At 46.2% G+C, this 14361-nt stretch carries 6 protein-coding genes; 3 read left to right on the top strand and 3 right to left on the bottom strand.

The window, feature by feature from the left end; genetic code table 11:
- The first annotated feature begins 128 nt into the window (after positions 1-128).
- The 3 genes from NIAKO_RS35940 to NIAKO_RS35925 all read left to right on the top strand — a co-directional run bounded on the left by NIAKO_RS35940 (position 129) and on the right by NIAKO_RS35925 (position 8914).
- The gene (locus tag NIAKO_RS35940) at positions 129-3815 is read left to right on the top strand and encodes a T9SS C-terminal target domain-containing protein (RefSeq protein ID WP_014223431.1); all 3687 of its coding nucleotides are present in this window, start codon (positions 129-131) and stop codon (positions 3813-3815) included.
- 290 nt (positions 3816-4105) lie between these two features.
- Positions 4106-5209, top strand: a complete 1104-nt coding sequence (locus NIAKO_RS35930) for a PorP/SprF family type IX secretion system membrane protein (protein WP_014223430.1) — start codon at positions 4106-4108, stop codon at positions 5207-5209.
- A gap of 69 nt (positions 5210-5278) precedes the next feature.
- Positions 5279-8914, top strand: a complete 3636-nt coding sequence (locus NIAKO_RS35925) for a DUF7948 domain-containing protein (protein ID WP_242675425.1) — start codon at positions 5279-5281, stop codon at positions 8912-8914.
- Between the two features lie 271 nt (positions 8915-9185).
- Here the strand turns inward: NIAKO_RS35925 and NIAKO_RS35920 are convergent, their stop codons facing one another.
- The 3 genes from NIAKO_RS35920 to mgrA form a co-directional block, all read right to left on the bottom strand.
- Positions 9186-10082 (bottom strand): aldo/keto reductase, encoded by an 897-nt coding sequence (locus NIAKO_RS35920; protein WP_014223428.1) that lies wholly within the window; start codon positions 10080-10082, stop codon positions 9186-9188.
- Positions 10083-10234: 152 nt separating this feature from the next.
- Positions 10235-12571 (bottom strand): glycoside hydrolase family 2 TIM barrel-domain containing protein, encoded by a 2337-nt coding sequence (locus NIAKO_RS35915; RefSeq protein ID WP_014223427.1) that lies wholly within the window; start codon positions 12569-12571, stop codon positions 10235-10237.
- Between the two features lie 383 nt (positions 12572-12954).
- The gene (mgrA, locus tag NIAKO_RS35910; protein ID WP_014223426.1) at positions 12955-13950 is read right to left on the bottom strand and encodes an L-glyceraldehyde 3-phosphate reductase; all 996 of its coding nucleotides are present in this window, start codon (positions 13948-13950) and stop codon (positions 12955-12957) included.
- Positions 13951-14361 lie beyond the last annotated feature (411 nt).

The raw sequence follows: 14361 nt of genomic DNA, 5'->3' as shown, positions 1-14361 counted from the left end.
TAGTACCATAACATTGTTATTTCCATCTATTGCTATATATACTGCAAGGTTTAATATGCTTTTAATATTCTACTGCGCAGTGTAAGGGATTACTTTCTATATTAACTAACTAACGAAAACGACAGGCATTGGGCAGGAATAGTTTACTCATACTTTTTCTTACCATTACAGCCTTTGAAACGTTTGCTCAGGGTACGCCATCTACCTTTGAGTTTACTGAGAACAAAGGCCAGTGGGAAAGTAAAATAAAATTCAGGGGAGAATTGCCTGCAGGTGAATTTTACCTGCACCCTAACGGTTTTACCGTTGCACAACACAATACCACCGACCTGCTGCGCTTTTTTCAACGGTCACATGGTGCTATGGAGGGCAATGCCGGTGCTTCGCAAGACGCCGCCCGTATAGCTACCTACGACCCCGAAAAACCGGGCAATGACGGTGGCGGCGGGTCAAACCCCAACTATCCCAGCTATGTTATTCACTCACATGCCTACCAGGTTACCTTTGTAGGCGCTGCCGCCAATCCTGAAATAGTGCCCGACAAAGCTTTTTCTACCTACAGCAATTATTTTATTGGCAACGACCGCTCCAAATGGGCCACCAATGTGAAGATCTACGGAGCAGTGCTGTATAAAAACGTTTATCCAAATATAGATGTCCGTTATTATTCGGAGAACGGGCAATTGAAATACGATCTTATTGTAAATCCCGGCGGTGATGTAAACAACATTCAAATGCGGTACGACGGGGCGGATAAACTACAGATCAGAAACAAAGAACTGATTATAAAAACATCGGTTGGGGATGTAAAGGAATTATACCCCTATACTTACCAGTTCGATCGGTTAAAAGGCAAACAGGAAACAACCTGTTCCTATGTGCTTGATAAAAACATTGTTCGTTTTAGTGTTGGCAATTACTCAAAAACCAACACCCTTATTATTGACCCCACCCTCATCTTCTGCTCTTTCACCGGCAGTAAAGCGGGGCAATATGGGTTTACGGCCACGCCTGGCCCTGATGGTTCTTTATACTCCGGTGGTATTGTATTTGGCAACGGGTTCCCGGTATCCCCGGGCGCGTATCAAACCACCTTCCAGGGCGGTTCGGCCAATGGCGGTGTGGATATGGGCATTTTTAAATTCAGTGCCGACGGAACGCAACGGATGTACGCTACCTACCTGGGTGGCGAAGGAAATGATTATCCGCATAGTCTTATCTGTGACCCACAGGGTAACCTGGTAGTTATGGGAAGAACCTATTCCTCAAAATATCCCGGTGCTTTAATAGGCCCCGGCGGCGGCGCCGATATTTGCGTTACCAAATTCAATGCAACCGGTACCGCCCTTATTGGTTCGCTGCGCATTGGCGGCAGCGGCGCCGACGGCGTTAACATCAGCGATATGCAGGAAGGCGGTTCCATCAATTTATCTTCTACCCTGCGGTTTTATGGCGACGATTCGCGCAGCGAAGTAGCGTTGGATGGCAGCAACAATATTTACGTGGCCGCACAGTCGCGTTCTGATAATTTCAAGATCATAGGTTCTGTATTTGGCCCCAGCCCCGGCGGCAGACAGGATGGTGTGGTGATGAAAATAGACCCTTCCTGTAACAACGTTATCTGGAGCAGCTACCTGGGCGGCGATGGTGACGATGGGGCGTTTGTGATTGCCATTAACCCTGCCACTAATAATATTTTTGTTGGCGGTGCCACCAACAGCACCAATTTACCAGGCAATAAAAACGGGGTTTATCAACCTAACAATACGCACAATGCCAATGGCCCTTCCGTTGATGGGTTTGTGGCAGAGATAGCCAACGACGGGTCGTCCATTGTGCGAAGCAGTTATATGGGCACCAACGGTTTTGATGCGGTGTATGGCATCAAGTTCGACAAATTTAATATGCCCTATATCATGGGGATTTCAGAAGGTACCTGGCCCAGGGTGAACGCCGCTTATGGCACCGATAATACCAAGCAGTTTGTTGCCAAGCTGAAACTCGATCTGTCGGGCTTTCAGTATTCAACCACCTTCGGCGCCGGTACAGCAAGGCCGAACATTTCGCCTGTTGCCTTCCTGGTAGACCGTTGCGAGAACGTGTACATTTCCGGCTGGGGAGGCTGGATCTCATCCAGCGGTCGCGACCCGTTCAATATGGCCGGTGTGGCCGGCATGCCTATCACGCCCGATGCACTGAAAACAATTACCGATAACCACGATTTCTATTTTATAGTTATTAAAAAAGATGCGGCCTCGCTGCTGTATGGCAGTTTTTTTGGCCAAAGCGGCGGGGAGGGTGAACACGTTGATGGCGGTACCAGCCGGTACGACGCGCAAGGCGTGATTTACCAGGCTATTTGCGCCAACTGTTTTGGCAATGCGGTAGGCAATATTTCGGTACCCTTTCCTATCACGCCGGGGGTATGGGGGCCTGTAAATGGTACCGGCACCAGCAACTGTAACCTGGCCGCGGCCAAGATCTCGTTTAACTTTGCCGGAGTTGCCGCCGGAGCAAGGTCTTACTACAATGGCGTGGTTGATACCCTTGGTTGCGTACCATTTACTGTTACGCTGAAAGATACCGTTCTCAATGCCAAAAGTTATGTGTGGTCTTTTGCCGATGGTACGCCAGATGTAACAACCACTGATAAATCTGTTTCGCATACTTTCAACGCAGTAGGCGATTACCGGGTGCGGCTGATCGGGATCGATTCAACCACCTGTAACATCAGGGATACGGCTTATGTGACCATTCATGTACGGAGTGACAAAGCCAATATCGACTTCCTGGCCACCAAATTACCACCGTGCCAGTCGTTGAACTATAAATTTGTGAGTACAAGCACCTTCCCGCCAGGCAAACCTTATAACCCCAACAGCTTTACCTGGGATTTTGGAGATGGTACCCGCATAACGCCTGCCCCCGACTCCGTTCAACATGCGTTTGCCGCTGCAGGCACCTATCAAACCAAACTGATTCTGGAGGATACCAGTTATTGTAATTCGCCCGATTCGGTGGTGAAGGAGTTGCGCGTATCGCCGCTGGTGAAGGCTAAGTTTGAAACGCCGTCGTCCGGTTGTGCACCTTATACCGCAATTTTCAATAATACATCGCTGGCCGGGTCGCAATTTATCTGGGATTTTGGCGATGGCAGCCCTAAATCCAACGAAATTAATCCGGTACACGTATACAATAACATAGGTACTTATCGGGTTTCATTGATTGCGATTGACAGCAGCACCTGTAACATCATTGATTCAACATACATGGATATCGGCGTGCATCCATTGCCATTGGCCAACTTCTCGGTGGCGCCGATACCGCCGGTAACGAATAAACCGACCATCTTTACCAACTTATCCAGCGGCGGTGCGCGGTATGTGTGGTTATTTGGTGATGGCGATTCTACTGAGAAGAAGACGATGGATACAGCATCGCATCAATACAATGAAACGGGTACCTTTAACGCCTGTCTCATTACCTTCAACGAATTTGAATGTAGTGATACGATCTGTAAACCGGTAGAAGCGATCATTGATCCGTTGCTGGATGTACCGAATGCCTTTACGCCGGGCAGGTTTGGCCGCAATTCCTACATCAATGTACAGGGTTTTGGTATTGCCAAAATGACCTGGAAGATTTATAACCGGTGGGGACAATTAATTTTTGAAACCAGCAACCGGAAGGCAGGTTGGGATGGTACTTATAAGGGAACGCTGCAGCCGATGGATGTGTATGCTTACACGTTGGATGTGGAGTTTTCGGATGGAAGGAAACTGAGGAAGACGGGAGATATTACGTTGATCAGGTGACGGGGTTAACAGGTTGGCACGTTAACATGGAGAAAGTTGACAGGGTTGATAAGGTTGATAGAGGAGGCCGCGCTGCGGATTGCCGACTTTAGTAATAACCGCAACAAACAACATGAAATATACGAACAAACATTACCTGTGAAACACCCTTTTATACAAAATGCTGAAGGTGATAAGAATGCAGCGTTATGCGTTAAGCCTTTAGCGTTCAGCGTTTTGATAATAATACGTTAAAGCCTGGGAAAAGCTTTAAGGTCATTTAACAAATTGTAATTTTAGACGGGTGGTTTATGAAGAAAATTATAACTAAAAAAAGAGCCTGGTCTCCTGTGAACCGAGAAACAAAGATCCTGTTTCTGAAGGCGGTGTTGTTGCCGCTGGCCTGTGTAATGAGCTTCTTTTATCAGGCCTCGGCGCAAGACATGCATTTTTCGCAATGGTTCAATTCCCCGCTCTCTACAAATCCGGCAAATACCGGCTTTATTCCCGATGCCGACTACCGTTTAGGCGTTAATTACCGTAATCAATGGTCATCGATCATGAGTGTGCCGTACAAAACCATGAGTATCTGGGGCGACGCCCAGGTGTTCAGGGACCGGATAGAAAGCGGCTGGCTGGGATTAGGCGGCCTCATTTTACGCGATGTAGCAGGTTCCGGCGGTTTAACTTCTACCAAGGTATTTGGTTCTGCGGCCTATCACCAGATGCTGGGGGTAGCGCACCTGTTATCTTTCGGGATGAATGTTGGCTGGGCCAATAAGCGCATCAATACCGCCAATCTCAAATTTCCCGATCAGTTCGATGGCAAGTTCTTCGACAGCAACCTGCCTACCAGTGTGGTGCTCGACAACCCCAATATCAATTACTTCGATATGCAGGTAGGTCTTAACTACGCCTACTTTCCTACCGATAAACTGTACATCAATGGCGGTATTTCTGTATGGCACCTCAACTCGCCCCGGGAATCGTTTTTCAAGAACGATGATCCTGCAGCCGGTGCAGACGGCAATATTGCCAAACGGTATAATGCCTTTGGTAATGCCAGTATAAAATTAAACGACCAGGTTATCATAAATCCCATGGCCTATTATAGCTTTACCACAAAAACAAGCGAATTGGTAGGCGGAGGTAATGTTCAATACAATTTATCGGGCGATGGGGAAAGCCAGCTGATCGGCGGGTTGTATTACCGGAAAGGCGATGCGTTTATTCCAATGATCGGGTATGTATGGAAAAGCCTGAAACTGATGTTCACCTATGATGCTACCACTTCTTCCCTGAATCAGTACAATCATTCCCGCGGTGCTTTTGAATTTGCGTTGATGCAGAACGGGTTCTATAATGATTACAACGGGGATAGAAGACAATCCATGTGTCCATCTTTTAAATATTAAACTTAAAAGCATTTAACCAATATCATTGCACCAACCTTCCTCTTTATTAATACCTTGAAAACACAAATTTTGGTTAGGAAAAGACTGATGGTTATAGCGCTGCTTCTTACCGGCGTTATACGAGTGGCTGCGCAATCACCTGCGACTTTTGAATTTGTTGAAAATAACGGACAGTGGGAAAAAGAGATCACCTTTAAAGGCTTGTTGCCTGCGGGTAATTTTTACCTGCAAAAAAATGGTTTTACGGTGGTGCAACACAATGTGGCCGACCTGGAGCAACTGCATGGTCATGCAGCACCGCCTGAACAAAAAGCCAATGCCCGCATACAAACAAACGAAACAGATGCGCCGCTTACCGTTCACTCCCATGCATACAAGGTGCAATTCGTTGGCGGAGCTGCCAATCCTGAAATTGTTCCTGATAAAATATTACCCGGCTACACCAATTATTTGATCGGCAACGACCAAACCAAATGGCGCACAGGGGTAAAAAGCTGCCTGGCGGTGATCTATAAAAACGTGTATCCCAATATCGACGTACGCTATTATTCTGAAAGCGGCCGGTTGAAATACGATATCATTGTAAACCCCGGTGGCGATGTAAGCAAAATTGCCATGCAATACGATGGGGCCGATAAACTGTCTATCAAAAAAAGCGAACTGGTTATTAAAACAAGTTTGGGCGATGTAAAGGAACTATACCCTTACTCCTACCTGTTTGATAAAGTGAAGGGCCGGCAGGAAACGCCCTGCGCCTACCAGATAGATGGGAAAACAGTACGTTTTAAAACCAGCACATACGATAAAACCAGTACGCTGGTGATCGATCCTACCATCATCTTTTCTTCTTTTACCGGCAGCACTTCCGATGAATGGGGTTTTACGGCTACGCCCGGTCCCGATGGATCTTTTTTCTCTGGCAGCATTTCATTCAACCCTGGTTTTCCTACTTCCCCCGGTGCTTATAAAACCACCTGGACGCGTGGTGGCAAACGGGGTATAGATATCGGCATTTTTAAATTCAGTCCCAATGGCGCCAGCCGCGTATATGCTACCTATCTCGGTGGCAGCAACGACGAGTTTCCGCATAGTTTGTATTGCGATGCACAAGGTGAGCTGGTAGTTTTGGGAAGAACCTATTCCACCGACTTTCCTGGTACCGGGGGCAGTACGTTGATGGGACCTGGCGGCGCCTGCGATATGTTCGTTACCAAGTTGAATACTACCGGTAGTGGAATTGTAGGCTCCCTGCGGATTGGCGGCACCGGTAATGACGGGGTGAATATTGAAGACCAGATGCTTACTGGCGGCCATAAAATAAACTCGCTGCTCAGGAACTATGGAGACGATGGGCACAGTGAAGTGATTATCGATAATGCGGGTTTTATTTACGTGGCCGGACAATCACAATCAGACAATTTTTACACTACCCCCAATGTTTTCCAACCCAAGAAAAAAGGCGCGCAGGATGGGGTGGTGCTGAAAATAGATCCTACCTGTAATAGCATCATCTGGAGCTCTTTTCTGGGTGGTACAGCCAATGATGCCGCCTTCGTACTGGCATTGAACCCGCTTAACAATGACATTTATGTAGCAGGCGGAACCGAAAGCGGTGATTTTCCCCAGGCTTCCGGCACACCAGGCTCCTCGGTTTTAGGCGGTAAGAATAATGGCTATATCGATGGATTTGTGACCATTATTTCGAACGATGGCACCACGCAGAAGAAAACCGTATACCTGGGTACCGGCCAATCGGATATTATTTACGGCATTCAGTTCGACAGGAATAATTATCCTTATGTACTGGGGGTTACGCGTGGCGATTGGCCGGTGATAAACGCCGCTTACAGTAATGCCGGCACCAAACAGTTCATTGTCAAATTAAGTACTGATCTTTCCACTATACAATATTCCACCACGTTTGGATCGGGCGGAAAGCCGAACATTTCGCCGGTGGCCTTCCTGGTTGACCGTTGTGAGAATGTATATGTATCCGGCTGGGGTGGCTGGTATTTACCTGCTTCTACCCAGGCCGACCCTTATGACCTGGCCGGCACCAGGGGCATGCCTATTACGCCCGATGCGCTGAAAAATTCTACTGATAACCGCGATTTTTATTTCATAGTATTGAAAAGAGATGCGCAATCATTGCTGTATGGTTCCTTCTTTGGACAGGATGGCGGTTTGGGTGAGCACGTTGATGGCGGCACGAGCCGTTTTGATAAACAGGGCGCCATTTACCAGGCCATTTGCGCCAACTGTTATGGCAGCATGCCCGATTTGCCTATTACCAAACCTTATGTTACTACCAGTGGCGTATGGGCGCCAAAGAATGGTGCAGGCACAGGCGGTTGTAACCTGGGCGCATTAAAGATCCTGCTGAACTTTTCCGGCGTGGCTTCCGGTCCCAAAGCTTATTTCAAAGGGAATTTCGATACCGTAGGCTGTGTGCCTTTCACTCTTACTTTTAAAGATACCGTCCGCGATGCGCGGCAATACATCTGGAGTTTCGGCGATGGCTCACCCGACCAGGTGACCACAAGTTATAACGTTACCCACACCTTTGGGGCAGTGGGCGTTTATAAGATCGGGCTCATTGCCATTGACTCCGCAAGTTGTAACATCAGCGATACCGCGTTCCTGACTATCCATGTACGTGACGACCCGGCCGATATTGACTTTACCGCCAGGAAATTGCCGCCCTGTCAATCACTGCTCTATGAGTTTGTGAACACATCTATATTTCCAGCGCGGAAACCCTTTAAGGCAAGCAGCTTTACCTGGGATTTTGGCGATGGTACGAGGGTAACGCCCGGAGATAGCATTATAACGCATTCTTTTGCTGCAGCCGGCACATACCAGACAAGGCTTATCTTAACCGATACGGCGTATTGTAATGCGCCGGATAGCCTGGTGAAAGAACTGCGTGTATCGCCGTTGGTAAAAGCCAAGTTTGAAACACCCACTTATGGTTGTGCGCCCTATACCGCCGTCTTCAATAATACCTCGCTGGCCGGTACGGATTTCTATTGGGATTTTGGCGATGGCACCCAATCAAATGACGTAAACCCGGTGCATTTATATCCGAATGTGGGCACCTATCATGTAACCCTGAAGGTTGTTGATACCAGTACCTGTAACAAGGAAGATTCTACTTTCCTGGATATAAAGGTATATCCCAAACCTGTAGCTGATTTTTCTTTTGCTCCGGTGCCCCCATCGGTTAACAAGCCAATCATCTTTACCAATCTGTCATCAGGAGCTGTTTCATACAAATGGGAATTTGGCGACGACGAGACTGTTTCTAAAAATACAGCCGATACCGTAAGCCATCAATATAACGCTACCGGCACTTTTGAGGCCTGTTTGATTGCCACCTCGGAAAGCGGGTGTACCGATACAGCTTGTAAACAGGTAGATGCATTGATAGATCCGCTGCTGGATGTGCCCAATGCCTTTACGCCCGGCCGCTTTGGCCGCAATGGTTATATTTCTGTAACCGGCTTTGGGATTGCTAAAATGACCTGGAGAATTTACAATCGCTGGGGCAAGCTGGTGTTTGAAACGCATGACCGCCGTGCCGCCTGGAATGGTACTTATAACGGTCAGTTGCAACCAATGGACGTGTATGCGTATACATTGGATGTGGAGTTTTTTGACGGGAATAAGTTGCGGAAGACGGGGGATATTACGTTGATTAGATAGTTGATAGGGTTGATAGAGTTGATAATGTTAATAAAGGAAGTTGACAGGTTAACACGTTGACAAGTTAATATGGAATACATAAATAAAGAGGCCCAGGTTGTTTTAAACAGCCTGGGCCTCTTTAATGGAGTTATGTTAGTAGGTTATTAGGTTCGTAGGTTATTAAGTTCGTGGGGTGCCGGAACTCAAGAACCTAATAACTTAAGAACTTACGGACCCGCCACTTCGGGTATGAATGTTGAATTTTAAACTTTGAACATTCAACTATAAACTATCTATGCTGCTCATACTTATTGGCAACAACAGCCTGTTGTAAAGCAGAAAGATCGTTTGGGGTAAGTAAAGGGGTGTTAAAAACTGCTACAGCTTCTTCTAATTGCTGTATAGTTCTTATACCAGCTACGGCAGAGGAAATGGCCGGGTGATGTAAAACGTATCTTAAAGCCGTTTGAGCGGTATTGCGTTGGTTATTTGAGCGTTCTTTTACGGCGTCAGCGGCCTTTTCTACTTCCTGTGAGGAATAATTCAAATACGGTTTCGATGGTTTATCTACCAGTAATCCCTGCGCTACCGCGCCGCGGGCCAGCACCCCAATATTGTTTTCCTGTAATAATGATAAACAGGTTTCTTCGGGGCGGCGGTCGAGCAGACTGTATTGCATCATCACGCTTACTATATTCGAGCGTTTAATATATTCCCTGATCACATTGGGGCGAATGGATGAAATGCCGTAATGCCTGATCTTGCCCTGTTGCTTCAACAGTTCAAACGCTTCAATAGATTCATCAATAGGGTCATCGATGGTGCCGCCATGTAACTGGTACAGATCGATATAATCAAGATTCAATCGTTGCAAACTCTTTTCTGCCTGGGCTAAAATATATTCTTTACGCGGGTTCCAGTCCCAGCCGCTGCCATCGGCCCGCCATTGATTGCCAACTTTGGTGGCGATGTATACTTTATCGCGGTATGGTTTTAGCGCTTTACCAACCGACAGTTCATTCATTCCCTTTGCATACAGATCGGCCGTATCGAAGAAGTTGACCCCAAGGTCAAGCGCGCGGTGTACAATCTTTTCATTGGCAGCATCCTCATCACCCAATGACATGCAACCAAAAGCAATGCGGCTGATGCGCATATCGGTTTTTCCCAATTGAACGTATTCCATGCTATAAAGGTAATACTATAGGGTATAATCCTCCTTTCCTAAAGCTTGCGCCCCGCTAAAGCTACAGCGACACGCGGAGGGCGGGTACAAAATAAAAGTGGCCCCGATGCTATCAGGGCCACTCTTCAGGTATATTCTTTAGTAGTGCTACATTACCATCTGAAATCGAAATAAAGTGAACCGCTGTATGAGTCATTAGCGCTCTTCAGGCTCTTGTTACCCGGAGCAGCGTCAGCAGGTTTAGTGCTCAAACCACTGATCTGGTTCATAAAGCCGATGTTACCATTATCCGGGAACGGAGCTGAAGCGAATTCATTCAACAGGGCGCCCTGTTTCAATGGGCTGAACAATTGCAGGTACAAATTTGGCTGATCGGTATACAGGGTGAAGTTACCCATGTTTGTCTGGTACTGTACCCAGTATACGTCGGAATGGTACCCTTTATATTCAGCATTGTTCACATTGCTCTTGTTCGATCTTTCCCACACACCTATTTGTTGTCCTTTCTGACGGTTTTTCCAAACCTGGAAAGGACCGCGGCCCATCCACTTCATACCAGTGATCTTATCTTCAGGATATTTGAAAGTGATACCCTGATATTCGCCAACGGGTTTCATAGAGTATGAGTATTCCATACGAGGCAATTCACCGGTGTGGAATGTCCATTTAACCCATAAATTACTCTCGCCTTTATAAGAAACCTCCACGGTGTGGGTGTTGTCTTTTACCAGATGTTTGAAGTCGGCCAGGGTATAACCGCTGTGAATACCTGCCAGGAAAGGACCGGTAAATGCCAGGTCACGTTTACCAACATATACTTTGGTAAGGTTGCCGGTCTTTTTATCGAAGATATAGTTGATACCATCGCATACCAGTGACAGGAAGTCTGTTTCTTCTGTACGCATAATGGTAGAGATAGAAGCTACTTCGGGGCTGGTTGCCACCACATCCACAGGTTTGCGGATCTGGAAAGTGTAGGTATATATTTCTTTATCGCGTGCATCCAGTACCTGCAGTTGCAGGGCATCACATACAGTGAACTGGTTCTGGAAAGTGAATTTCAGATCAGCTTTTTCACCAGGTCCGGTGTAAGGTGATGCTAAAGTACCTTGTTCAACCACCAGTGGATCCAGCGTTTTCTGAGTTGCTTTGGGGAACAATACCAGCTTCCAGTTGAACTTCAACCTGCTCAGGTTGGTATACAGGAATTTGTTCTCAATATTGATAACACCATTCCAGCTGGCAGGGAGCTGACTGATATTGAAAGCCAATGGTGACCAGATTTCTTTGATAGCATAATAGCTCGCCCATTTATCTTTTGATTTGGGATCGAAGCCGCTGGCTGATTCAATACCGTTGTCGTCTTTGTATGTGGCCAGGAAGCTACCGGAGAATTTATTCGATTTGCTCATTTCAGTCCAGAACTCATCCAAACCGGCTGCACGGCCACCGTTGAAGATACCGTTACCGATTTCAACAGGAGTGAATGCTTCAGTACCGTATAAGATAGAGTTGGCAACTGTATTGAAGTCGGAGCTCTTTTTATCTTTACTTACCGGATGGATAACATAGCGGTTTTGTACGTCGTAAGTAGAAAATTCCTTATCCAGTTCTTTGTTGGCGGCCAGGTCGGGCCCGGTTGACCAACAGATCACTGAAGGGTGGTTAAGACCGCTGAATACGATATCCTTCACCATTCTTTTATCAGAACCAGGCAATTCACTGATTACAAACAAACCAATCGAATCACACAGGTCGAAGTACAATGGGTCAACAGGATAGTATGACAACCGAACGGCGTTCATGTTCAGGTCTTTCATGATATTGATGTCGGCCAGGTAAGCTTCTTCAGATGTTCTGTAGTTGCCCAGGTTGGCACTGCGACAGTTCATCCCTTTGAAGATAACTTTCGTACCGTTTACATAAATACCATCAGCCTTTGACTCAACTGATCTGAAACCGAATTTTTTATAAAAAGTGTAAATAACTTGTCCAGTGGCGTCCTTTAATGTTAATACGATTTGATACATGTGCGGGTTCTCAGGGTTCCATGTCCTGATCAGAGAGAACTGCTTTTTTATTTCAGCATTCTCCGTGGCAGTAACCTGAGAAGGTTCGCCTAACGCTTTACCGGTAGGATCGAATACCTGCATCTCGATGGTTTCATTAGGCTGCAGGCCTTTACTAAACACCTGCATGGTGAAATCACCTGAGGCTTTAGCATCGATGGTTACCCGTTCTATATAAGATTCAAATGCTTTAACATGGGCAGCGGTGCCGGTAGTATTATTTCCCAGTCCCTGCTGACCCAGTAAACCTGGCAGCGGGATCTTGGTCTTAATATTATTAACACGCTCGTTCGCTGAATAAGACCCCCACAGCGTGGAATGGTCATTAGCGGCCCCTAATTGGGAGGTTGCACTTCCCTGTGCAAGCGCCTGGGTTAAAATCCCATGCATGATCAACAAATGCAGGATAGTCTTTTTCATTTCAGGTGTATGGATAAGTAGCTACTAAATAAGATATCAGACCCATGTAAAAACTACTGACCAGATTGTCTATATAACTCGCCAGCAGCAAAAGAATACCTCGGCGGTTATTCCATGCGGTTGTTGGGTTGGCGGGGTTATACGGTTCCCTATAGCTGTAACATGTTTTATGCTAACCTGCTTTACCTTGAACAGAAATGGTACTGTTGCTGTTTCAATTAAAAGCCGCGCACACATTGCATTACAGGAAAAATCTATAGGTAGCTTTTACGAACGGTGCAATATAATACTAAATTTTGTTTTGTCTAAGCGTTCTAAAACCTTTTACTATAGTTATATGTTGCATACCGTTTAGCAAAATATTTTGCATTCATATCTGCATTTTATCCCTTCAATATCAATTCAATCTCACTAAGTTCTGCAGATGAGAACTGCCGGTTGGCAAGACAGGCCAGGTTATTATCCAACTGCTCCGATGAGCTTACGCCGATCAATACAGTTGTTACCCGTTTGTCTTTCAGCAACCAGCTTAAGGCCATTTGCGCCAGCGACTGGTTACGGCGTCTCGCTATTTCATTCAGCTTTTTTATTCGTTCAATTCTCTCGGGCGTTATTTCATTCGCCTTTAAAAAGCCATGTTCTTTTGATGCTCTTGAATCTTCTGGTATACCTTTTAAATACCTGTCGGTTAACATGCCCTGCGCCAGTGGGGAGAACGGAATACAACCTACACCGTATTCTTCCAGCACATCGAGCAAACCGCCTTCCACCCATCTTTCAAACATCGAATATTTCGGCTGATGAATCAAACAGGGGGTGCCTGCCTTTTTCAAAATCTCAAACGCTCTTTTTGCTTCTGCTGCCGGATAGTTAGAGATGCCTGCATATAAAGCCTTTCCACTTTTTACTATATCATGCAGTGCCATCATCGTTTCTTCCAGCGGTGTATCAGGGTCTGGCCGGTGCGAGTAAAAAATGTCAACATAGTTCAACCGCATCCGTTTCAAACTTTGATCGAGGCTTGCCATCAGGTATTTTCTCGATCCCCAATTGCCGTAAGGTCCCGGCCACATCAGGTATCCTGCCTTTGATGAAATGATCAACTCATCGCGCAGGTAACCCGAGAAATCTTTCTTCAACATAGTCCCAAAATTCTCCTCGGCTGATCCGGGCGGTGGCCCGTAGTTATTCGCCAGGTCAAAGTGGGTAATGCCTTTGTCAAATGCATGCCTAACTATATGGCGTGCTTTTTTGAAATCGTCTACTCCGCCGAAATTATGCCATAACCCGAGCGACAAAGCCGGTAACAATAAGCCGCTGTTGCCGCAACGATTGTACGTCATGGAATCGTAACGGGTCGAAGACGGGGTATATGCCATCTCAGTTATTGATTAATGTAATTTGAAAATCGATGAACGCTCTGGTTCTGTAGCCACGGGGCATTGATTGTCGCTTTGCACATGTTCCATATTATTCAATGCGTAATATATATAACGCGCGTTACTAATAATTAAGTACGTATAAGTAAGAATAATACTTAGTTCCCGGGTTTTGACAGTATCCGGCCCTACAAGATCGCCCCTGGTTTAACCTATACTTATGCTTAAACGCAACAAGCATTATTTAATTATGTCTCACCACCAAACTAACAACTGTTCTTTTAACATTTTATTGTGGAGAACGGGCATTTTCTGCCGATAACTGTCTGCATTGCAAGGAATAAGATAGTTTTCGGGAAATACGGGATTTTCGGGTCGATCCAATCGTATATTTTCCAGGATGGCCTAAAA

The sequence above is a fragment of the Niastella koreensis GR20-10 genome, assembly GCF_000246855.1.
GTDB lineage: Bacteria > Bacteroidota > Bacteroidia > Chitinophagales > Chitinophagaceae > Niastella > Niastella koreensis.
The sequence above is the reverse complement of the archived record's forward strand: the minus strand, read 5'-3'. Positions and strand labels throughout refer to the sequence as shown.

Excerpts from the sequence above, each read along its gene's own strand:
- NIAKO_RS35930 (WP_014223430.1), top strand. The coding sequence starts at position 4,106 with ATGAAGAAAATTATAACTAAAAAAAGAGCCTGGTCTCCTGTGAACCGA.
- NIAKO_RS35920 (WP_014223428.1), bottom strand. The coding sequence starts at position 10,082 with ATGGAATACGTTCAATTGGGAAAAACCGATATGCGCATCAGCCGCATT.
- NIAKO_RS35915 (WP_014223427.1), bottom strand. The coding sequence starts at position 12,571 with ATGAAAAAGACTATCCTGCATTTGTTGATCATGCATGGGATTTTAACC.
- mgrA (WP_014223426.1), bottom strand. The coding sequence starts at position 13,950 with ATGGCATATACCCCGTCTTCGACCCGTTACGATTCCATGACGTACAAT.